Annotated in this window: 19 protein-coding genes and 1 tRNA gene; 1 reads left to right on the top strand and 19 read right to left on the bottom strand. The window is 40.5% G+C overall.

Going from position 1 to position 21,802, the window contains the following annotated elements; genetic code table 11:
• Nucleotides 1–256: 256 nt before the first annotated feature.
• The 18 genes from folP to AB3I72_RS04965 form a co-directional block, all read right to left on the bottom strand.
• Entirely contained in the window at nucleotides 257–1,048 is a 792-nt protein-coding gene (gene folP, locus AB3I72_RS05050) for a dihydropteroate synthase (RefSeq protein ID WP_086281521.1), read from the bottom strand.
• Nucleotides 1,041–1,634, bottom strand: coding sequence for a non-canonical purine NTP pyrophosphatase (locus tag AB3I72_RS05045; RefSeq protein WP_104806493.1), 594 nt, complete (start codon nucleotides 1,632–1,634; stop codon nucleotides 1,041–1,043). Before AB3I72_RS05045 ends, folP begins: the two co-directional genes overlap by 8 nt.
• A 3-nt stretch (nucleotides 1,635–1,637) precedes the next feature.
• Nucleotides 1,638–2,207, bottom strand: a complete 570-nt coding sequence (gene folE, locus AB3I72_RS05040) for a GTP cyclohydrolase I FolE (RefSeq protein ID WP_002381007.1) — start codon at nucleotides 2,205–2,207, stop codon at nucleotides 1,638–1,640.
• Complete coding sequence (gene folK / locus AB3I72_RS05035) at nucleotides 2,201–2,686, bottom strand: 2-amino-4-hydroxy-6-hydroxymethyldihydropteridine diphosphokinase (RefSeq protein ID WP_176944754.1); 486 nt, start codon at nucleotides 2,684–2,686, stop codon at nucleotides 2,201–2,203. Before folK ends, folE begins: the two co-directional genes overlap by 7 nt.
• On the bottom strand, nucleotides 2,687–3,049 hold the full coding sequence (gene folB / locus AB3I72_RS05030; protein WP_002354733.1) for a dihydroneopterin aldolase: 363 nt from the start codon (nucleotides 3,047–3,049) through the stop codon (nucleotides 2,687–2,689).
• Between the two features lie 197 nt (nucleotides 3,050–3,246).
• On the bottom strand, nucleotides 3,247–4,596 hold the full coding sequence (gene gor, locus AB3I72_RS05025) for a glutathione-disulfide reductase (RefSeq protein WP_368023644.1): 1,350 nt from the start codon (nucleotides 4,594–4,596) through the stop codon (nucleotides 3,247–3,249).
• 85 nt (nucleotides 4,597–4,681) lie between these two features.
• A complete protein-coding gene (locus tag AB3I72_RS05020) occupies nucleotides 4,682–5,080 on the bottom strand; it encodes a hypothetical protein (RefSeq protein WP_002375430.1) in 399 nt (132 codons plus the stop codon).
• Between the two features lie 74 nt (nucleotides 5,081–5,154).
• Nucleotides 5,155–6,708 carry a hydantoinase/oxoprolinase N-terminal domain-containing protein gene (locus AB3I72_RS05015; RefSeq protein ID WP_368023643.1) on the bottom strand — a complete coding sequence of 518 codons (1,554 nt, stop codon included), beginning with the start codon at nucleotides 6,706–6,708 and terminating at the stop codon, nucleotides 5,155–5,157.
• On the bottom strand, nucleotides 6,709–7,803 hold the full coding sequence (locus AB3I72_RS05010; RefSeq protein WP_010821973.1) for a DUF917 domain-containing protein: 1,095 nt from the start codon (nucleotides 7,801–7,803) through the stop codon (nucleotides 6,709–6,711).
• A 19-nt stretch (nucleotides 7,804–7,822) separates the two neighbouring features.
• Nucleotides 7,823–9,097 (bottom strand): cytosine permease, encoded by a 1,275-nt coding sequence (locus tag AB3I72_RS05005; RefSeq protein ID WP_195906474.1) that lies wholly within the window; start codon nucleotides 9,095–9,097, stop codon nucleotides 7,823–7,825.
• A 391-nt stretch (nucleotides 9,098–9,488) separates the two neighbouring features.
• A complete protein-coding gene (locus AB3I72_RS05000; RefSeq protein ID WP_002367516.1) occupies nucleotides 9,489–11,051 on the bottom strand; it encodes a PucR family transcriptional regulator in 1,563 nt (520 codons plus the stop codon).
• A gap of 23 nt (nucleotides 11,052–11,074) precedes the next feature.
• Nucleotides 11,075–12,322 (bottom strand): U32 family peptidase, encoded by a 1,248-nt coding sequence (locus AB3I72_RS04995; RefSeq protein ID WP_002368523.1) that lies wholly within the window; start codon nucleotides 12,320–12,322, stop codon nucleotides 11,075–11,077.
• 27 nt (nucleotides 12,323–12,349) lie between these two features.
• On the bottom strand, nucleotides 12,350–13,270 hold the full coding sequence (locus tag AB3I72_RS04990) for a peptidase U32 family protein (protein WP_368023641.1): 921 nt from the start codon (nucleotides 13,268–13,270) through the stop codon (nucleotides 12,350–12,352).
• Between the two features lie 179 nt (nucleotides 13,271–13,449).
• A complete protein-coding gene (locus tag AB3I72_RS04985; protein WP_002415422.1) occupies nucleotides 13,450–14,484 on the bottom strand; it encodes an FUSC family protein in 1,035 nt (344 codons plus the stop codon).
• A gap of 219 nt (nucleotides 14,485–14,703) precedes the next feature.
• Nucleotides 14,704–17,199, bottom strand: coding sequence for an ATP-dependent Clp protease ATP-binding subunit (locus tag AB3I72_RS04980; RefSeq protein ID WP_368023640.1), 2,496 nt, complete (start codon nucleotides 17,197–17,199; stop codon nucleotides 14,704–14,706).
• A 2-nt stretch (nucleotides 17,200–17,201) separates the two neighbouring features.
• Nucleotides 17,202–17,669, bottom strand: a complete 468-nt coding sequence (locus tag AB3I72_RS04975) for a CtsR family transcriptional regulator (RefSeq protein ID WP_002354715.1) — start codon at nucleotides 17,667–17,669, stop codon at nucleotides 17,202–17,204.
• A gap of 408 nt (nucleotides 17,670–18,077) precedes the next feature.
• Nucleotides 18,078–19,307 (bottom strand): aminotransferase class I/II-fold pyridoxal phosphate-dependent enzyme, encoded by a 1,230-nt coding sequence (locus AB3I72_RS04970; RefSeq protein ID WP_368023639.1) that lies wholly within the window; start codon nucleotides 19,305–19,307, stop codon nucleotides 18,078–18,080.
• Complete coding sequence (locus AB3I72_RS04965; RefSeq protein ID WP_033591639.1) at nucleotides 19,285–20,592, bottom strand: PTS sugar transporter subunit IIC; 1,308 nt, start codon at nucleotides 20,590–20,592, stop codon at nucleotides 19,285–19,287. The genes AB3I72_RS04970 and AB3I72_RS04965 overlap by 23 nt, the downstream gene beginning before the upstream one ends.
• A gap of 145 nt (nucleotides 20,593–20,737) precedes the next feature.
• Between AB3I72_RS04965 and AB3I72_RS04960 the strand changes: the two genes are divergently transcribed.
• A complete protein-coding gene (locus AB3I72_RS04960; protein WP_061100815.1) occupies nucleotides 20,738–21,595 on the top strand; it encodes a MurR/RpiR family transcriptional regulator in 858 nt (285 codons plus the stop codon).
• Between the two features lie 45 nt (nucleotides 21,596–21,640).
• Here the strand turns inward: AB3I72_RS04960 and AB3I72_RS04955 are convergent.
• A tRNA-Pro gene (locus tag AB3I72_RS04955) sits at nucleotides 21,641–21,714 on the bottom strand.
• Nucleotides 21,715–21,802: the final 88 nt, after the last annotated feature.

Genomic DNA, 21,802 nt, shown 5'->3' with positions numbered 1-21,802 from the left:
CGACTTTCCCGTTTCAACTTAGCATAATAAACACGATAAACATGAAGAGGTCAGGACAGAACCGATTAGTTCCGAAGGCGTTAGTTCTGTTCCTGCCGTTTATTAGGTTGCGAACGTTTAAGACGTCATCTTTAATTATAATCAACCTTCGGTAAAAGTTATGACGAGTTTATTTTTTATTACTGATTTTAGCAATAGACTAAACAAACCGACCATCTTTTTTAATGGTCGGTCTGTTTAGTCTATTGGTCTACCTTTACTCCTTCTCCGACAATGCTCGCCAGACATCAAATGTTTGTTTTAAGCCTTGGACATTATGAACACGTAAAATTTCTACGCCTTGTTGTGCTGCATACAAGGAAGCAGCGGCTGAGCCAAAATCACGGTTGGCTGGTTCTGGTTCGTTCGTTAAAGCTCCGATGGTTCGTTTGCGAGAAACGCCGTATAGTAACGGATAATCTTGGTAGCGAAAGGCGTTAGGATCTTTTAACAGTTGAAGGTTTTCTGCGACAGTTTTATGAAAGCCAATCCCTGGATCGAAACAAATTTTTTCTAAGGAAAGCCCATATTTTTGGCATTGTTCAATTTTTTCTGTATAAAATTGGTACAACTCTTCTTTTAAAGAAAGAGATTGGCGTTTTCTAGAATGCATAATCACAACTTGGATTTCAGGATATTGTGCGAGGACTTCTGCCATCCCCGGAGTGTCTAATCCTTTGATGTCATTAATCATTGTGGCGCCAGCTTGGATCGCGGCTTCCGCTACTTCGGGATAGTAGGTGTCCACAGAAATCGGCGCTAGAGAAGTCTCACGTATTTTTTTAATTAACGGTAATACCCGTTCTGCCTCAACTTGTGGAGAAACTTCTTCGTAGCCAGGACGTGTGGATTGGCCGCCAATGTCTAAAATATCGGCCCCCGCTTCTAGTAAATGAAGCGCATGTTGATAGGCCACGTCGACCGTTGTGTAGCTACCGCCATCAGAAAAAGAGTCGGGGGTCGTGTTGACAATCCCCATAATTTGGTAATTCTTTTTTAAATCAATCATTGTCACATTGCTCCTTTATCTGCTGAATCATCTTTCGTAAAGCCCGCATTCTAGGACTTATCTTCATTCGTTCACTCGTGGACAACTCCGCTAAGGTTTTGCCTCGGTCTGGTAAATAAATAATCGGATCAAAACCATAACCGCCTGTACCGCGCGGTTCAACTAATTCACCAGTCAAAGTGGCTTCCGTTTGCAACAGTTTGTCGTCATCGAGTGCATAGACCAACGTGGCTGATAAGGTTAACTTGCGAGTCGACTGTTGTCCTTCAAATAAGTGCAACAGTTCGCGGTTCTGTTCTTCCGGATTAGCTGAATGGAAAAAGCGGCTTGTATAAATACCTAATAAATCAGGAAAAGCAGTTAACGTTAAGCCGCCATCATCACCTAACACTGGGCGTCCGATTAATTGTTGGAAAAAGCGAGCTTTTAGATAAGCATTTTCAGCATACGTAGTGCCAGTTTCTGCCGGTTGCTCTTGACTGGTGGTATACTTTCGATAAGAGACAAGTTGAATAGCTGGGTCCTTAAGTCCTGATTGCATTTCTTTTAACTTACCTTGGTTATTCGTGCCAACAATGATTTCCATTTTCTAACGTATCTCCATTAAAAATTGATTTTTCCACTCTTGTTCTTTAAATAGTCCTGTAAATTGAAATGTTTTGGTACTACTTTGTGGTGTTTTCACGCCGCGCATCGTCATACACATATGTTCCGCTTCAATGGCTACTGCAATGCCTTTGACGGGAATATTTTCTTGGAGTTTGCGGGCAATTGTCACTGTTAAATCTTCTTGAACTGTGGGACGTTTGGCACAATGTTCTACTAATCTTGGTAACTTGCTTAGTCCCAATACTTTGCCACCTTCTGGCAGATAAGCGACATGTACTTTTCCATAAAATGGCAATAAATGGTGTTCACACATTGAATAAAAGGCAATATCTTTTACTAGAACCATTTCGCCTTCATTTAAGCTATCAAATAATTTATAATCGTCAAATTCAGGTTCGGTTAAGCCACTAAAAACTTCTGCATACATTTTAGCTACACGTTTGGGGGTATCAATGAGTCCTGATCGTTGAGTATCTTCCCCCACTGCTTCTAAGATTGTGGTAACTGCCTGCTCAATTTGCGCTTGTTTTTCCTGCTCCATCTCTACCATTCCTTTTCGCTTACTCGCACTTCTTCTTGATTGCCACTGCGCTGAATCCACGTAGCTATTGGCGTGCCCAATAGTTGTTCCTCTGCGTAAACATCACTTAAGGGAATCAAAACAAATGACCGTTTTGTTAATTCTTGATGAGGAACTTGTAAGTGGGGCAACGTGACTGACTGTTCCCCTAATAATAAAATATCAATATCAATAATCCGCGGACCCCAGTGAATTAATTTTTTACGTTTCATTACTTGCTCAATCCCTTGGGTAACAGCCAATAACTCTTCAGCGGTATAGCTAGTATCAATTTTCAATACGGCGTTCAAAAAATCATCTTGGTCTGTATAGCCGTAAGGATCCGTTTCATAAAGTTTTGAAGAAGCCACGACCTGAATCTGCGGGTCTTCGTTTAAATAATTGCGGGCTTTTACTAAATTTGCGTACGGATCGCCGATGTTACTACCTAATGCTACATAGCCAATCATCTATACTTCTCGCTCCATTTCAATTTCAATATTGTCAAAAAGGCCGGGCATCGGCACACTATATTTTCTAATTTTAATGATAATTTTGTTCAATTGTTCTTGATAATCTGCGGAAATATCATCTAAAATAGCACTTGCTAAACCTTCGATTAAATCGTACGAGTGATTGTTTACTCGTTGGGCAATCAATTCATTCACTTCGGCATAATTGACGGTTTGGGTGACATCATCTGTTCGCCCTGCCTCGGCTAGCGACAACTGCATTTCAAGGTCGATTTCTACTTGCTGTCCTAGACGTTTTTCTTCTGCCAAAACACCATTTTTTGTGAAAAATTTCAAGTTGTTAATTCTAATTTTATCCATCTTCTAACTCCCTACCCTCTGTTTTGCTGATTTTTTTAATCATAGCATATTTCTTGGAAAATTCAGTAGTTAAAAGATGGAAAAGTGGTTATTGGCATGATATAAAAAATTACTTTTTACCAATCAAATAGTATAACTCGTGTATTCAAAAAAGAGCGTTGCATCAGCAACGCTCTTTTTTGGGGTCTATTAGCCTTTTATCGCATTGTTACAAATTCTTCTGAGCCTGTTGGATGAATCGCAACAGTATTATCAAAATCTGCTTTGGTCGCGCCCATTTTAATAGCGACTGCAAAGCCTTGTAGCATTTCGTCAACACCGATGCCGATGCCATGCAAACCGACAATTTTTTCTTCTTTGCCGACACAGATTAATTTCATGTCGCATTTTTGACGGTATTCTCCTAAAGCGAAGTACATTGGCGTAAAGCTAGAGCGATAGATTTTCACTTGGTCTTCACCATATTCTTCAAGCGCTGCTTTTTCCGTCAAACCAATTGTCGCAACTGGTGGATGGGTAAAGACCACCGTTGGTACCAAGTTATAATCCAGATATAAATCGGTTTGTCCGTTAAATAAGCGTTCGGACAGGCGCCGACCAGCGGCAATCGCGACTGGTGTTAAGTCGATTTTACCAATGACATCACCGACTGCGTAGATACCATTTTGCGTGGTATTTTGGAATTTATCTACTTTGACGTAGCCTTTTTCATCAAGGGCTACTTTCGTATTTTCTAAGCCTAATTGATCCGTGTTCGGCTGACGGCCTGTCCCGAAAATCACGGCATCTGTCGTAATTGATTCACCATTTTCAAATGTAATAACATACTCATTCTGCGCCGTTTTTTCAATTTTAGCTGGTGTTGCATTCGGATGAATTTGCATGCCCATTTCTTGATAGCGTTCTACGACTTTTTCAGAAAGCATGTCATCAAAGCTTCGTAATGGTCGTTCATGACGGAAGGCCCAATGTGTTTCTGCGCCTAAGCCATGTAAGGTTCCTGCTAATTCGGCTGCGATGTAACCCGCACCGACAAAGACCACACGTTTTGGCATTTCTTCTAATGCAAAGAAACCATTTGAATCTAAGGCATATTCTTCTCCTGGAATACCTAGTTTTTTCGGACGACCACCTGTCGCGATTAAAATGTGCGGCGCCGTATATTCTGTCCCATTGACTTCAATTATTTGCTCCCCAGTAAACGTAGCATAACCATGGATACGTTCAATGTTGTTACTGTCTAAACCACGATTATACGCGCCATGTAAGAAGTCGATATATTTTTCACGATTTTCAACTAATTGTTTAAAGCTAAAATTTTTGATTTCAACATCAAACCCATAGCCTGCTGTGTCTCTTTCCATCATTTCCATCATGCTGCTGGCTTGCCACATGACTTTTTTAGGCACACAACCAACATTGACACAGGTCCCACCAATTTCGTTGCCCTCAATTAAAAGGACGTTGGCTCCGTGCATTCCTGCGCGGTTAGCAGAAGCAATCCCGCCACTACCGCCACCAATAACAATATAATCATAGGTTTTCATTTATTCTGCTCCCTTTCAATTTGAACTTTCTCCCTTATTATCGCAAAAAATAGCAAAAAAAGACAGTCGTATTACTTACTTTTGTTTAGTTTTCTGCTGCTTCTGTTTCATGGATTCGTTCCGTAAAAGCACTGGGGGAAAGGAATTCAATCGTAGCATTGTCGAAGGGAATTCCTAAATCTTCTTTCGTTACGTTTGGATTCATTGTAATGACGTAAAGTGTTTTGCCTAAGGAAAGTGCAATCCCAATTTCTAAATAACTTAGTCGGTCAAAGTCACCATTAATAAAAACGTAGGTTGCTTCGTGAAGATACCGTTTTATCACTTCAATATCTGTAAACATTCCGGTTTGAACACAATCTGCTAAACCGAAGCCCACACCCCCCGCACAGCCATGCTCATCTTCAAACAGCTGAGGATCTACCAAAAGGTCCGTTTGAATACGAGGGTTTTGACCAATTTGGTAGGCGAATAATTTAGCCATAGTTATTCCTCCTTCTTTTTCTTTTACTATAGCACAAAAAGGAAACCCTCATATGCCAGAGGATTCCCTTTCTTTTAGTACATATTCCCAACCACTTTTACTCGTAAGCGTGTTGCATTTTCTGGATGATAGGCGAGTGGTGTTTCTTCCACCTCGACTAACTCGATTGTGCCAGGAACTGCACCCGCAAGTTCAGCTTGTTGGACGGCTTTTTCTTGGGCATCGGCCAACGCCGCGTCTCGTTGGATTTTTGAATAGACATAAATTTGTTCGTATTGTCCGCTAATCTGAGCGATAGAGGCACCGATGGCATTCGCCACTGCCCCGTTTTCGTTGCGAATTAGCGCTTTAACACCTGTCAATTCTTCGGGGATGATAATACTTCCACCACCAACTAAAACGACCGTCACGTCTGCAGAACTGGTTTTCATGCGATCAATCGCTTCACTGACCAATTCGCCAATTTTTTGGTACACTTTTTCCGCAAACGCTTGGTCTAAATGAGCCACTTTACTAGGATCACCAACTTGGGCATGGCCTAAGCGAACCGCAATATCAGTGGTCGTTAATTGTGTGCCGCCAAAAATAAGGGCCTCTTGTGTAATACGGTAGCCGACACTATCGGGGCCAACTGTCACAGAACCATCTGGTTGTTCACGCACTAGACTGCCGCCGCCGACACCGATTGACACGATATCTGGCATTCTAAAATTGGTCCGTACTCCGCCAACATCAACGGCCAGTGAAGATTCTCTTGGAAAGCCATCCACTAACACGCCAATGTCTGACGTTGTGCCACCAACATCTAAAACAACCGCATCTTTCAAGCCGGCTAAGTAAGAAGCGCCACGAATACTATTGGTTGGGCCACAAGCAATGGTTAAAATAGGAAACTGTTTGGCATACGTTAATGACATTAACGTACCATCATTTTGACATAAGTACACTTGGGCGTGATGAATTTTTTCTTGTTCTAAGGCTTGTTCAAAGCCTTCGCTGGTCACTTTAATTACTTTGTGCAACGCAGCATTCAAAATTGTTGCATTTTCCCGTTCAATTAAACCGACAGAACCAATCATTGAGGAGCAAGAAACAGGAACATCTGCCCCTAATACTTCCTTCGCAAGTGCTTGAACAAACAATTCTTGGTCATTTTTTAAAGAAGAAAAAACGCCAATTACTGCGATTGCTTCTACTTCTCCTCGCCAAGAGGCCAAAATCCCACGTAATTCTTCTTCGTCCAGTGCAGTCAATGGTTGTCCATCATATTCATAGCCGCCATGTGCTAAAGCATACGTTTCTGAAAGAGTGGCCACTAAATCCTTGGGCCAAGCTGTGTAAGGCAAGACTGAAGCGGTTGCTGGATAGCCCAAACGAAGGACCCCAACTTTTGCTAATTTTTTTCGCTCAACAATGGCATTCGTACATTGGGTCGTGCCCAACATTGCATGTGTGACTTTGGTTGGGTCCACTGCTGATTCTGCCAAGACTTTATTTAAGGCACCGGCAATCCCTGTTTGAATATCATCGGTTGTTGGAACTTTCACTGAATGAATCAAGTTTAATTGATGATCTAAAATAACAGCATCTGTATTTGTGCCGCCGACATCGATACCGATTTTATACATTTATTTGTCCTCCTTCGCTACTAAGTTTTCTAGTGGTTGATAATCCATTTCGTAGCCGAAATACCGAGGACCCACTGTTTCGATACCTTTTTTCGTTCGCCAAGCGGCATTCGCTTTCAAGCCCATTACTTGGACACGTTTGCCGTATTTCAAGCTTTCTGTTGTCACAGGCGTTAAAGTTTCTAAATCTACCATACAAATCAAATCAGGCGTCATCGCAATCACCTGACCATCTTTCTCGGCAATTAAATTTTCATTTTGAAAATGGACAACTGCTTCTGAACCAGCATCACTGTTTAAGCCACTCAATTTGACACGTCCCAAATTGAAGCCACCTTTTACTTCTCGTTCTACATCTAGAATTTTTCCTTGGAACAATTCAAAGCCATCCGTAACTTCTACTAATGCTTGGCGTTTTTCTTGTTCATCCGTATAGGTACCTCGAATCACTTTGCCAATTTCTTCTGATAATGTCACGATGTTGTGAATACCATAGTCTTGTAATTGTTTGCCTGTCGCGGGATAAATGCTCACTAAAGCACTGGCACCCATTTCAACCGTTTGGACACGGGCAAGACGTTCTGTCCAAGTATTATCAATCGTTTCCATAATACCAATATTTCCTTTTTCATCGGTAATTGCCATAGGGGTCGCTGACATCCCATTCAAATGGAACGTTACCATGGGCAATTCTGGAAAGGCCCGACCCATACCATCACAATCCACCAAGGGAATGCCTAGCTTCGCTGCAACAACAATTGGAATCATTGAATTGACGCCCCCAGCTTCCATTGGAAAGGTCCCCGCAATCGTTTCTTGGTCTAAATATTTTCCTAACTTCTCAAAGACACGGACAAATTCGTCGCCTTTGGGAAATTTTTCAATTGCGACAGATGGGGCACCCATCATTGCGGCGGGTAGGAAAAAATCCTCCGCGGCAATTTCTTCTGGAGAAACCAGTTTGACAGGTCCGTTTTCTTCGATGGCGGACAAAGCCATCATTTTACCAATGTAGGGATCACCGCCACCTCCTGTCCCTAAAAACGCTGCTCCTGTGGCTATATTCTCAATTGCTTCTGCATCTAAATAACGCATTCTCCGACACTCCTCTTCTTCATTCTATTTCTAATGATTCGGTGTTCGCCTGTTGACGTTTTGCACCGAAATAATAAATAACAAACGATAAAACAATGCCAATTAGCGGTTGGTTAGGCAATTGAGGGGCATTGGGAAAGAAACTCATAATCACCGGAATGCCCCCCACTGCAGCACCAATTAGCCATGAAAAAACACCTAATTTATTCACGCCAGGCGTTGGCTGCCATTTGGTTCGATCGCCTTTGTTAATCAACCAATAGGCAGCAATCATTACACCAGCCACTGGTGGAACCATCGCAGAAAGGACAGACATAATCGGCGTAAAATAATTTAAAATCCCCACGACTGCTAATAAGGTCCCAATGGCGCCGGCCGCACCGACAGCGACTTTTTCTTTTTCTTTTGGAATATCAAAGACATTAATCAAGGCCAGCCCGCCAGAAAAAGCATTCACGGCATTCGTGGTCCAAGTTGCTAAAATTAGCGCAATAATTCCTAAAACTGGAAAACCAAGATTCATAAAAACTTCCGTGATATCTGCGGTGTTCGAAGCAATGGTCAAAACCGCACCAACGCCAATCATCAACAAGCCTGTCGGTAAAATCCCTAATGTAGCCGCTTTAACCACATCTTTACGAGAAGAAACATATTGAGAGTAATCTCCAGCAATTACTGCGCCTAATGCAAAAGAACCGACAGTCATTGAAAGACCCGACATAAAGCTTCCTGCTGTTTGAGGGGTATATTGACTAACAGCTTCCCAACCGTTGTTTCTTAACGAAGCCACCAAGCCATAAAGACAAACCAGAACTAACACAGGAACCGCAAAATAATTCAGAATTTTCAATATTTTTATGCCATAAAGAGCCGAAATAAGCATGATAATTCCCCAGATTAAGGAAGAAAGCGACACAGGTAAATCAATGCCGTAAATTTTTAAAAAGTTCGTGAAGGCGCCACCGCTGACATTGGCTTGCAAACCAAACCAACCTAAGCAAGCAATCGCTAGAATAATGGAAATAATCTTTTGCGAACCTTGAATGCCAAACACTTGAGAAGCGACTTTGACAGAAGGTTCTTGTAAGTCGGAACTTTGAATTCCTTGTAAAATCATTAAAATAACAATAATACCGTAACCAATAAATCCTGTTAACAAAGCTTCCCATAAAGGCATACCTGCAACTAACGTTCCTCCAATAATTAATCCTGGCACGCTAATCATTGCGCCCGCCCAAACAAATGCTAAGCTAAGCCACGATTGTTGTTGCTCGTTTTTTAATTTCATTCTCATTCCTCCTTAATTATTTTTTCAATTATAACGAAAAATCAGTCATAGGTCTTTTTCAAATTGAAAAAAATATCAAGGAAGTTTTGGCTTAAAATAAAAAGCAGACAAGAGCCTGGGACAAAAATCACTTTGGATTTTTGTCCCAGGCTTAAAAATTGATAAACGGCGGAAACAGAAGCAACTCCTTCGGAAATAAGCCGAAATTCTCCAAAAATTAAAGAACACCGGGTAGGTATCATGCAACATCAACTCGTACCTCGTTGTGTTTTATGACAATTTTCGGAAATTCCTTCTTATTGCTGAGAAACACCATTTGCAAAGCAAATAGATGTTGAACAGTACCTACGTGGTTCTCGGAGTTAAACACTTCTGTCCCGACCTCTGTCTGCTTTTTTCATTCATTCGTGACCAAGCGATATAAGATCATCGCCAAATAGACTTCATAGGCTTCGGCGGCGTTGGTCATATCATAGCCGAGCGCTTCATTAATTTTACTGATACGATATTTGACCGTATTTTTATGAACAAATAGGCGTTCTCCGCATTCTTTAAAATCACTACTTGCATCTAGTAAAAACGTCCCTAATGTCATTAACTGTTCTGATTCTTTTAAGAGAGGTTGGATAACTGCTAAGCGTTGTTGGATTGCTTCTTCTCCTGCTTGGAGACACGTCATCATTTGTTGAACTGTACGAATTTCCGCGATTGATAACACTTTTCTTTGTGGATAGACACGCTTTAAAAACGGCGCGACTTGATTAGCAGTTTGGTAGCTGACACGCACTTCAGTCGTGTTACGAACTTTCGGACAAAGGATGATTTCACCTAAATAGTCCTGATAGTCTGTGGCTTGCAAGTATTCTTTACTAATCGTGGCTTCAGGCTGTTTGTGTAAATAATTACCTAAGAGAACAATCAGGTAATTTTCTGTTTGCTGGACAATCGTTGTTTGGTAATAGTAACGTAGGAAATCTTTCAAATCTTGCTGAATAGCGTGGATTTCTTGTCCTTGTTGCCAAATAGGCAAAAGCCACATCGTTTCGACAGAAGAAATATCAATCATTAATTTTTTGGCTAATTGGTACATCTTATCACTTTCATCGTTAATGATTGCTTGGACTAAGGCATACTCACTGACTTCGTCATAGTTTTTCCCCCATAAATTCAGAGCCATCTGAACGACTTCCACCGCTTGATTCATCTCAAAAGAGGTTAACTGCTCTTCTTCTCGAATGAAGTAAAGCTTCAATGTTTGTCCATCTTTCTGAGGAAGTTTTTGCGAGGTAATGAAGTAGGTCGTTTCTCCCAGCGCTACTTTCTCTTGTGATTGATAAAGTAACTTGGTTAAGGGTAATTTTGTGCTTCGCGGCCAATTGATGGTGCTGATGATTTCATTGGTATAGGTGGTTAACGCAATGTTGACTTTTAAAAAATCGGATAGGATTTTCAAGGTCATTTCCACACTGCGGTTTTGTTCAGGCAAAAGGGAAACTTTTTCCAAGAGGTCCGTTGCAAAAGAAGTCATTTTATTTTTATTGACTAACAATTTCATGACTTCATAAATGACTTCGTTATAGCGTAATGTGGGATCGTTTTTAGGCATTTGGATTAAAATAAAACCTAAAGAATCCGCTAATTGAATCACTTCCTCTGCAACTTTCGGTACGATAATCCCGACGTAGTACAAGATTAGGCCTACCTCGCCTAATTCATGGAGATGCCGAATCGTTTCGCATTGCTTCACCACATCATGACGAATGGCACAAAATGAACCAATCAAAATTTCGCCAGCATGGTATTCATTTGTTTTGTGAAGTTTTTCCGAAAACAAAGACATATCAGAGACTTCTAAAAAAGAAAGAGAAGCAACAGATGTGTCCAATTGGTTTTTACCAGAAAGTACCGTTGCTTCTCGCAAAGACGGTAATTTTAATAAATCATTCACACGGACACTCATATTTACTCCTCCTTTTGGCTGGTTTATTTTTTCTTACGAATCATATCGCCGACTGCAACAGGTTGCGTCACTTCCATTGTTAATAACATCATGGGATTAGGTGCCCGATCGATCGCTTCACCGTCTTCATTATACATCTCTTTGACGGTTTGGTGGAAATGGGTAAACCCGGGACCATAAAATTCAATTTCATCGCCGACACTGAAAAGGTTCCGTTGACGAATCGTTGCGACTTGCGTCTTTTCGTTGTACGCAATCACTTCACCAACAAATTTATATTGTGGAATTTTACGACGTTCGCCGAATAATTGTTCATTTTCACTTGGTGTATTGTAATAAAAACCAGTTGCTAATTCACGTTGTGCTACTTTCCATAATTCATCAATCCACTCTTGTTGGCAGACATAGTTTTCAGGATCTTCCATGTAAGAATCGACGGCTTTTTTATACACATTAGCGACTGTCGAAACATAGTGAATGGATTTCATACGGCCTTCAATTTTAAAACTATCGACACCATTTTCAATTAACTCTGGAATATGTTCAATCATAGACATATCTACGGCGCTCATTGAAAACTCTTCTTCAACTTCCCCTTCGCTGGTTTTGCTCCGACGTTCTGTCCCAAAAGGCATATCAAATAACTCATATTTCCAACGACAAGATTGAGAGCAACCGCCACGATTGGCATCCCGCATCGACATATGGTTGGATAAAGTACAACGACCTGAATATGAAATACACATTGCTCCATGAATAAAGGCTTCAATCTCAATGTCCGTATTTTCACGAATCGCTGCAACTTCCTCCATTGAAACTTCGCGCGCTAAAACCACACGTTCTAAGCCTTCATTTTTCCAAAATTCTAATGTTTCATAGTTGGTTGCTGAAGCTTGTGTCGATAAATGGATGGGTAAACCTGGTGCTTCTGTCGCACAAATTTCGATTAAAGCTGGATCGGAAACAATCACAGCTGAAATTCCGATGTCTCGCAATTCTCTGAAAAACGCTCCTGCCCCTTCCTGGTTTCCTTCATGAGTGACCATATTGGCAGCGACATAAACTTTCGCATTATGTTCGCGGGCAAAGGCTACGCCTTCCGCCATTTCTTCTGGCGTGAAATTTCCTGCGCGGCTACGCAGACCGTAGGCATTCCCTCCGATATAAACGGCATCGGCACCGTAACGAATTGCGACTTTTAGTTTTTCTAGCGTCCCGGCTGGAGCCAACACCTCGGGACGCTTCAATGTTCGTTCTGTCATTACTTTCATGTTCTTCTTCCCCTTAAATGAATCAATTTATTTTATTGCATCGGCACTTAAATCAAAGAAACCATTGTCTAAGCCACGACCTGTTGGATGTAATTTTTCAATTTCAGCTGTTGCATGAGCTGCTTGATTTTCTGACCAAGTTCCCGCTTCAAGTGCTGCTTTCGCTTCAGCAAATAAGCGAGCAATCGCGACAAAATTTTCACCTGGCGTGTAAAGGCCATCGAGCTTCCATGTACGATAGTGATGGTCATACAAGTTTGTTAACTCATTCATCAAGTTCACATCGTTATTGGCAAAAATATGCGTACCATGACTATCTTCATAAATGGAATAGTGGGTTTCTGGTTTTTTGGGTTCAGAAATAAACAGCCCTTCGTCTTTCGTAACCCCTTTGTCGTTCTTTGTGTAATTGTAGTAATTTTGAATTAATGGGCGTTTCGATTGATGAATACACGTCGCCCCATAGACAAGAATTTCAGCTGGAACTGCTAAGTTTTCTTCCATTTCGACCATTTCTTCAAAAGGCACTTCCCGAGCTAGGACAGCTCCGATGGCTCCTCGTTTACTCCAAAAATTGATTTGACGTGAACTCGTTACCAAGGTTTCGCCATCATAAACGTAAGGAATTTCTAATCCATCTCGTTGCATAATAAACACAATCCCTGGATCACCCAAAGTAATTTTATCGACGTTGATTTCTTTTAAAAATGTCAGATACTCTGGGACTAATTTCATTTTTTCAGGGTGCATAATGCCATTTACTGCAACTAGCACTTGTTTGCCCATTTCATGTGCACGTTTCACAATCTCGCGTTGTTCATCTCGTGTAAAAGATACGGGCAAACGCAACCCGAATGTTTCTTCTCCAATATATAATGTATCCACACCTGTTGCGAGTAATTCTACAGCCTGCTCAACAGATTCTGCAGTTGCAATCAGTTCAATCATAAATATAGCCTCCTTCTTTATGACCGTTTAATAGTATCATACGTTCACAAACTTTAAAAGAGCCTATCTGTATTAAACGTACATTTTTCACAATGTTTCCGAAAAAAAATTTGGTAGAGAAGCGCCATCCGCTTACCTACCAAATGCTCTTTTTTAATTACTGGTCATCTGTTCTTTGGTCACTCGTTCAAGTGGTATTTTCGTTCATAAAACGTTACTACAACGGTGAATAGCCACGCTGCCGCTAAGCCTAACAAGCTGCCTAAAACAATCCCCAAAAAGCGGAATTGAATCAACGTTATCACGTACTGCTGACGAACGAGCAATGAAAGCATCAGAGCCATAGGCGTTGTGAAAAATTGCGCCAATCCATAATTACGACGAATAAAATACTCAACGGTCACAAATAAGATTGTAATCACGACAATCGATTCAAAAGTTGTCAAAGCTAAATTAAGCAGAAAAGCGGAAATAACCAATCCAATCGTTGTGCCAAAAATTCGCTGAATATTTCGCTGCTTAATCGCACGTAAATTGTCTCCTTGTAAAATGGATGCACAGGAAACGACTAACCAATACGGATTCTGTAAATGTAAACTTTCGCTGATATATACAGCAAAAAATAAGACAAAGCTATAATATATGCTATCTAATGGCGCTTCTGGATGCCGATAAATTCGCTCCCGTAATGATCGCTTAGCTAGCGGGACACTGATTTCCTTCTCTGTAAAATGCAACACTAGTGCAAACAAAATGGAAAAGCCAATGCCTAATAACATACAGCCACTCATGAACGGAATTTTTGCTAACGGAATGCTCGTACTGGCACCCATCGCTGTCACCATCACACCAAAGAAGGCCCCTGGTTTTGAAATATCGTAGACTTCAAAGAAAAAGCGGCCACCAAAACCGACCAGTGCAACAACAATGGGAATGAGCCATGCAATATGGGTCGATAACATGCCTAACAAATTTCCTAAAAAAAGGTAACTACCGACCACAGATAAACGAGTCATTAACTGTTTTAATGGTAACGGCTGATAATATAAAAAAGTAAAAATACCTAACGAGCCAAAACTTGAAATCAATAATTGATGATTGATATAGCCCAAAAAAAGAATGCTGAACATAACCAAGCCAGCAAACACTAGTCGAAAAGGATTATCCTTTGGACGTTGATAATGTAGTAATTCTCGAAAAAAAGATTGTTCCATTCCATCACCCCTCCTTATTAACGTAGCACAGAAAAATCAATCTGGCAATTCTCAAAAAGAAATCGCCACTGGAAAATAGAAAAAGGAGCGTGGGACAAAAATCACTTTGGATTTTTGCTCCACGCTCAAAAACTGATACACGGCGAGAGAACAGAAGCAACCCCTTCGGCTTATTTCTCGGAGTTAAACACTTCTGTCCCGACCTCCTTTGCATCTCATCTATACAGTTTGTAATTCTTTCGCTTCTGTCTTTGGTGCTTTTGGTGCCCGCACATTTAACGTAATTTTGCCTTTGCTAGCACCTAAGGTTACTTTATCCCCTAACTGAATTTGACCGGAAAGAAGGGCTTCACTTAAACGATCTTCCACTTCTTTTTGCAAGGCCCGACGAATTGGACGTGCGCCATATTCTGGATCAAACCCAACTTTACCAATAACTTCAATTGCAGCTGGTGTGATTTTCACTTTAACCTCTTGTTCGGCCATCCGTTTCACGACAGATTGACTCATAATTTTTACGATTTCATGAATTTCCTCTTGTTTCAAGGAATGGAAGACAACCGTTTCATCAATTCGGTTTAAGAACTCTGGACGGAAGGCTTTTTTCAATTCTTCCATGATTCGTTTTTGCATTAATTCATGATTTTTAGAAATGTCTTTCACATTGAAGCCGACATGTTTTTCTTCACGAATCGCTGTTGCCCCTAAATTGGAGGTCATGATTAAAATCGTGTTACGGAAATCGACTTTTCGTCCTTTGGCATCCGTTAAATGGCCATCATCTAAGACTTGTAATAAAATATTAAAGACATCTGGATGGGCTTTTTCTACTTCATCTAGCAAAATAACGGAATAAGGACGTTGACGAATTTTTTCAGTTAGTTGGCCGCCTTCTTCGTAGCCGACATAACCTGGAGGAGAACCGATTAAACGGCTAGTACTGTATTTTTCCATAAACTCAGACATGTCCACGCGAATCAACGCTTCTTCGCTGCCAAACATCGCTTCGGCTAAGGCTTTGGCAAGTTCTGTTTTCCCAACCCCTGTTGGTCCTAAGAACATGAAGGAACCAATCGGTCTTGCTGGGTCTTTCAAGCCACTACGCGCACGACGGATAGCGCGTGAAACAGCTTCAACTGCTTCATTTTGGCCAACGACCCGTTGATGTAAAATGGTTTCTAATTCCATCAATCGTTCGCTTTCTTTCTTCTCTAGCTGCTGCAAAGGAACGCCTGTCCATTGTGAAACGACTCCAGCCACGTCTTCTTCTGTTACTTGCGTACTGTAACCAGACAGACTTTTTTCTTTCACTGCAATCAATTCTTCTAGTTTTTCCATCACTTGTTTTTCTTTTTGACGAATCCGAGCAGCACTTTCAAATGATTGGTTTTGAATGGCCTCTTCTTTTTCCGTAATTAATTGAGAAATTTCGGTACGCAATTCATTAATTTCTGAAGGCTGATCTGCCTTATCTAAACGAACTTTTGCTGCAGATTCGTCCATTAAATCAATTGCTTTATCTGGTAATTGGCGGTCATTTAAATAGCGAATCGATAATTGAACCGCCGCATGTAGAGCTTCATCTGTAATTTCTACGCCATGATGTTTTTCATAGCGTGAACGCAAGCCTTTTAGAATTTCTTCTGCTTCTTCTGGCGTTGGTTCTGCTACTTGAATACGGGCAAAACGACGTTCCAAAGCAGCATCTTTTTCAATATATTTTTGGTATTCATCCAGAGTTGTCGCACCAATTGTTTGCAACTCGCCACGTGCTAAAGCAGGTTTTAAAATATTTGAAGCATCGATCGCCCCTTCTGCACCGCCAGCACCGATCAAGGTATGCAATTCGTCGATAAATAAAATGACTTGTCCATCTTGATAGATTTCATCGACAACTTTTTTCAAGCGATCTTCGAACTCACCTCGATATTTGGTTCCAGCAACCAAGGCACCCATGTCTAGCATCATTAAACGTTTGCCTTGCATATCTTCAGGGACTTCCCGGTTGACAATTTTCTGAGCTAAGCCTTCTGCTATCGCTGTTTTCCCAACACCTGGTTCACCGACTAGGACAGGATTGTTTTTGGTACGGCGACTCAAAATTTGGATCAAACGACGAACTTCGGTCCCGCGACCAACTACTGGATCCAAGCTTTGTTCTCGTGCTAACTTGGTTAAATCCCTCGCTAAAGAATCCAATGTTGGCGTCCCTTGTAGCGCATTTTTATTTTGACCATTCCGACGACGTTGTGCACCATTGGGTTCGGAAACGCCCATTTTTTTCAATAATAATTGACGCATTTTGGATAGACTTAATCCTAAATTCACTAAAATTCTAGACGCTAAAATTTCTTCGTCTCTTAACAAGCCTAATAATAAATGCTCGGTACCAATCTTTTGAGCCCCTAAGCGCTTCGCTTCATCTCCAGCATAGGCAAAGATTTGTTTGGCTCTTGGTGAATAAGGTAAGTATAAGTTGTTATTCCCCATTGGACTTTGCATGGTGCCATAGCCACTTAAATGCTCAATTTCTTCACGGATGTCTTCTGTGTCAGTATTCAATTGTCGTAATGTTTTTCCGGCAATCCCATTCGGTTCTAAAACGAGTGCTAATAATAAATGCTCAGAACCGACGGATTGATGACGAAAATACTTCGCTTCTTCTTGGGCAATCGCCAGTACGGCTTTCGCACTTTCTGTAAATAGTTCATCCATAGTTATTCCTCCTCATAGCTCAAGCGCTCTAAAAATGAACGCATTATTTGAGCTCTTAGAAAATCTTCGTGATTCCCCAGGCCATTCAATGTGCTTTTACTTAAAGCAGCTAGCATTAAATTGCCTTCCTTTTTCGTAATCACTTCTTCTTCATACAATGTTTGAATAAATGTTAGCGCATCTTTTTCTGTTAAGGTTGCGCCAATCAATTGATCCATTTGTTTTAGTAATTGATCGTTATCTGAAATTTGTACTTTGACAATGCGAATATAGCCGCCTCCACCACGTTTACTTTCAACTGCGTAGCCTCGTTGGATGGTAAAACGTGTATTAATTACATAGTTAATTTGTGAAGGAACGCAATTAAATAAATTAGCCATTTCCGCCCGACGGATTTCAATTTTATTACTTTCTTCTAAAATCTTTTTTAAATAAGCCTCGATTAAATCTGACGTATTTTGATTACTCATAGTCTTCCATCCTTCTTCTCTCTTGACTAATATTGACCATTATTATATCGAACTTTGCCTATTAAATAAAGAGGAACGCTTTGACTTTAATAAAAAAATGCAAAACAGGAGGAGCAACCTCAGTCAAACTGACTTAAGTTCCCCTCCTAAAATTGAAAATATGTTATTGAATCACAGAGGCTGAGACAAAAGTGTTTAGCTCCAAGAACCAAGTAGGTACTGTTCAACATCTATTTGCTTTGCAAATAGTGTTTCTCAGCAATAAGAAGGAATTTCCGAAAATTGTCATAAAACACAACGAGGTACGAGTTGATGTTGCATGATACCTACCTGGTGTTCTTTAATTTTTGGAGAATTTCGGCTTATTTCCGAAGGAGTTGCTTTTGTTCAGCTGATTATCTTAATGTCTCACAAAAGCGATTCTTCGCCATAGGCTTGATCCAAGGCTTGTTGAATATCTTCGATAATAGATGTTGGCTCTTCCAAACCAACGTACATGCGAATGTGCGCTGGCGACAAACCTCTTTTCTGAACAGCCGCCAAGTTATTGCCTTTGAATATAGGCAAGGCCAAACTTTCAAAACCACCCCAACTGACCCCAATTGTGACCAACGTCAATGCATTCACAAATGTTTTCAAACGTTCAAAATCGGTATCTTTTAAATCAATCGCAAACAATGAGCCATAACCTGTTAAATATTTTTCTGCTAACGCTTGTTGTTGTTGATTTCCTACAAAAGGATGATATAAGCGGCTGATTCGCGAATCCTTTTGCAAAGCCGACAGCACCGTTTGGATGGCTTGAGACTGATGCGCCAACCGAACGGGCATGGTACGAATACCTCGTAACGCTAACCAAGAATTGAAGGGACTATTGACTGCGCCTAATGCTTGATGACCATGTTCAAAAATTTGATCTACAAGCGCTGCTTTGCCAATGACAGCCCCTGCTACAATATCCGAATGACCACCAATATATTTGGAACAAGAATGAATCACCAGGTCCACATTATGGCATAAAGGATGCTGAAATAACGGTGACGCCCACGTGTTATCAATGACAGTGTATGCGCCGATTTTTTGTGCTAACGCAGTTATTTTTTCTAAATCTAGCAGTTCAAACTTTTGTGAGGACGGACTTTCAAAGTAAATGACTTTGGTGTTTTCCTGAACAAATTGAAAAAGTTCTTCTGTTTCTGTAACGTCTACTTTGGTCAAGGATACGCCAAATTTCTCTAAATATTGCACAAACGAAACAGATTCTCCATAAATTGTATTGACCATTAAAACATGATCGCCTTGTTGGAGCAACGTAAACAGCGTTGCCGAAATAGCGCCCATTCCTGAGGCAAAAACTTTACATTTTTCTCCACGTTCCAAACGAGCAATTTTTTTCTCTAAAATTTCTGTTGTGGGGTTGGTGCCACGTGTGTAAACATAATTATTTTTTTCATCTATACTCGCTGCCATAAATTCTTCGTAAGTTGGAAAATAAAAGGAAGAGGTTTGAACCAACTCGGGCACCATCGGATGATACATTTTTTCCATTCCTTTTTCCACTTCACAGCAAATATTTTCATCATTCTCAACATGCATTTCCTTCACTCCTCTTTCTCTACAATGTTTCTGGTACTTCATGGGCTTCTTCTTTTTGATATTGTCGATCTAAGGCTTTTACAAATGGATAATAAATAACGACACTAGCCGCAACAGCTAAAACTTGCGTCACTGCACCTTGCCATTTTCCCACTAAAAAACCCGAAAACAGAAAGGGCGTAGCCCATGGTGCTTGAATGTTTGTAAACATTGACATGAACCCAATTTTCATTGACAGAAAGGCAATCAAGACAGATACAATCGGCGCGACCGCAATCGGAATCAATAATAAAGGGTTAAAAATAACTGGGAGTCCAAAAATCAAGGGTTCATTAATGTTGAAAAATGCTGGAACAAACGAAATTTTCGACATGGCTTTCATTCTAGACGAATGTCCGACGATGGCCATTGCAATAGCCAAGCCAATCGTACAACCAGCGCCTCCAATTGTAGCAAATTGATCGAGCATTTGGACCGTGCCAAAGTTTCCATTTTGAGCAGTTAATTGTCCTAATTCCGCTAAGCTTTGGTTTTTGTCTGCATTCGCATATAAAATAGGATATAGCATGGAATTGATGACAGTTGGATGAATCCCAAACCACCAGAACAATCCATTTAAGCCAGCCACAATAATAATTGCAAAAGGGGTTCCGATTAAACCTTGCAGTGGCGCTTGAATCACCGCATAAATTAATTGCGGGAAGGAATCCGCAAACGAAAGCCCAATCCCATTAATCAATAAAGCCACCGCTACCACAAAAATCCCAGGAATCAATGCACTAAAAGCTTGGCTCACCATAGAAGGCACGCTGTCAGGCATTTTGATGACTAATTTTTTCTTAATACAGAAACGAGTCAACTCAACCGAAAGAATTGACATAATAATGGCCGTAATCACCCCTTGCGTTCCTAACCAATCAAACGATAAAACTTTCGTCACAACTTCGCCTGATTCAGTGGTCACCGTTTTCGGTAAAACGACTACGTAAGCAACAATTCCTAAAATTAATGAAGTTAAACGGTCCATTTCGTAACTTTCCGCCAATTTATAGGACATCGTCCCAGCAAAAATAATTCCCATCATATTGAAAGTTGCTCGATAAGCTGGTGAAATCATATCCGCCCAACCTGCACCGAAAATTCCAGCCATAAAATCGCCATACCCTGCTACTGGAAAATCTGTAATCAACATAAAAATCGACCCAATAATTGTTAACGGCATAATTGCAAAAAAACCATTTCTTAAGGCTTGAAAATAACGTAAACTTGTAATTCTTGAAACTTTAGGCACTACGGTTTGCTCCACCCAGTTTGTTAACTTATCCATTTCACTTCTCTCCTTAATCCTTTGTGATATCCTCATCATAAAGAAACCGCTTTCTGATGTAAATACGACTAACTGATTCTGTAACTATGTTTCATAATTCATACGCTTAATGTATACTGAAAGCGAAACAAAGTACCACAGAGAGGTGAACCCATTGAATCTAATCGAATGTTTAGAACAAAAAGAACGCTATACATATAACGAAGGGCTAATTATTGATTTTATTTTATCTCATACTGAACGAGTCCTGCATATGTCGATTTATGAACTAGCAGAAGCCACCAACTCTTCAACTTCCACGATTGTTCGTTTGTGTAAAAAAACAGAAACTAGCGGTTTCAAAGAATTTAAAATCCGCTTGTCCCGCGACTTAGAAATTCACTACCAAGCAATCCGGAATGTTGATGCGAATATGCCTTTTTTAGCGCAAGATTCTGATTTACTAATTGCCAAGAAAATTGCGCAGTTAACGACTGAAACTGTTCAATCCACTCAACAGTTATTAACCGAGGCCATGTTAAATAAAAGCATTGATTTACTTTTAACCGCTGAAAATATTTTAGCTGTGGGTGTCAGTAACTCCTACATTCGCTTAACGGATTTTCAAACAAAGTTATTACGCATTCAGCTATTTATCCATTTAATCCCTTATCAAGCTGAACAATTTTATTTAGCCATCAATGCCACCAAAAATGACGTAGCCATCCTCGTCTCTTACAGTGGTAACACTGCAGAAATCGTTAATGAAGCACGGATTTTTGCAGAACGAGGCACCCCGATTATTGCCATTACTTCAGACTTGAACAGCCAATTAGCTAAATACGCTACAGTGATTTTGCCCATTCCTAACGTTGAACATGCAGATTTCAAAGTCTCGACTTTTTCCTCTCAACTAGCCATCGAATATATTCTCAATGTCCTTTATTCCTGTATTTTTAGTCGCAATTTCGATAAGAATTACACATCACAAAAAAATACACCTACTTCGATACTTAAATTTTAAACAAAACAAAAAAACAGTACTGATCATCAGTACTGTTTTTCACAATCGGGAAGACAGGATTCGAACCTGCGACCCCTTGGTCCCAAACCAAGTGCTCTACCAAGCTGAGCTACTTCCCGGGCTATGAAGTTAAAGTAATAAAAAAAGACTATCGAATTAAAAAGAAACTCACGTGCACCTTTTTAAAACTTAGTCAATCACTCAACT

The sequence above is a fragment of the Enterococcus sp. GC34 genome (genome assembly GCF_040886645.1).
Lineage (GTDB): Bacteria > Bacillota > Bacilli > Lactobacillales > Enterococcaceae > Enterococcus > Enterococcus faecalis.
This window is presented reverse-complemented; position numbering and strand designations above follow the sequence as displayed.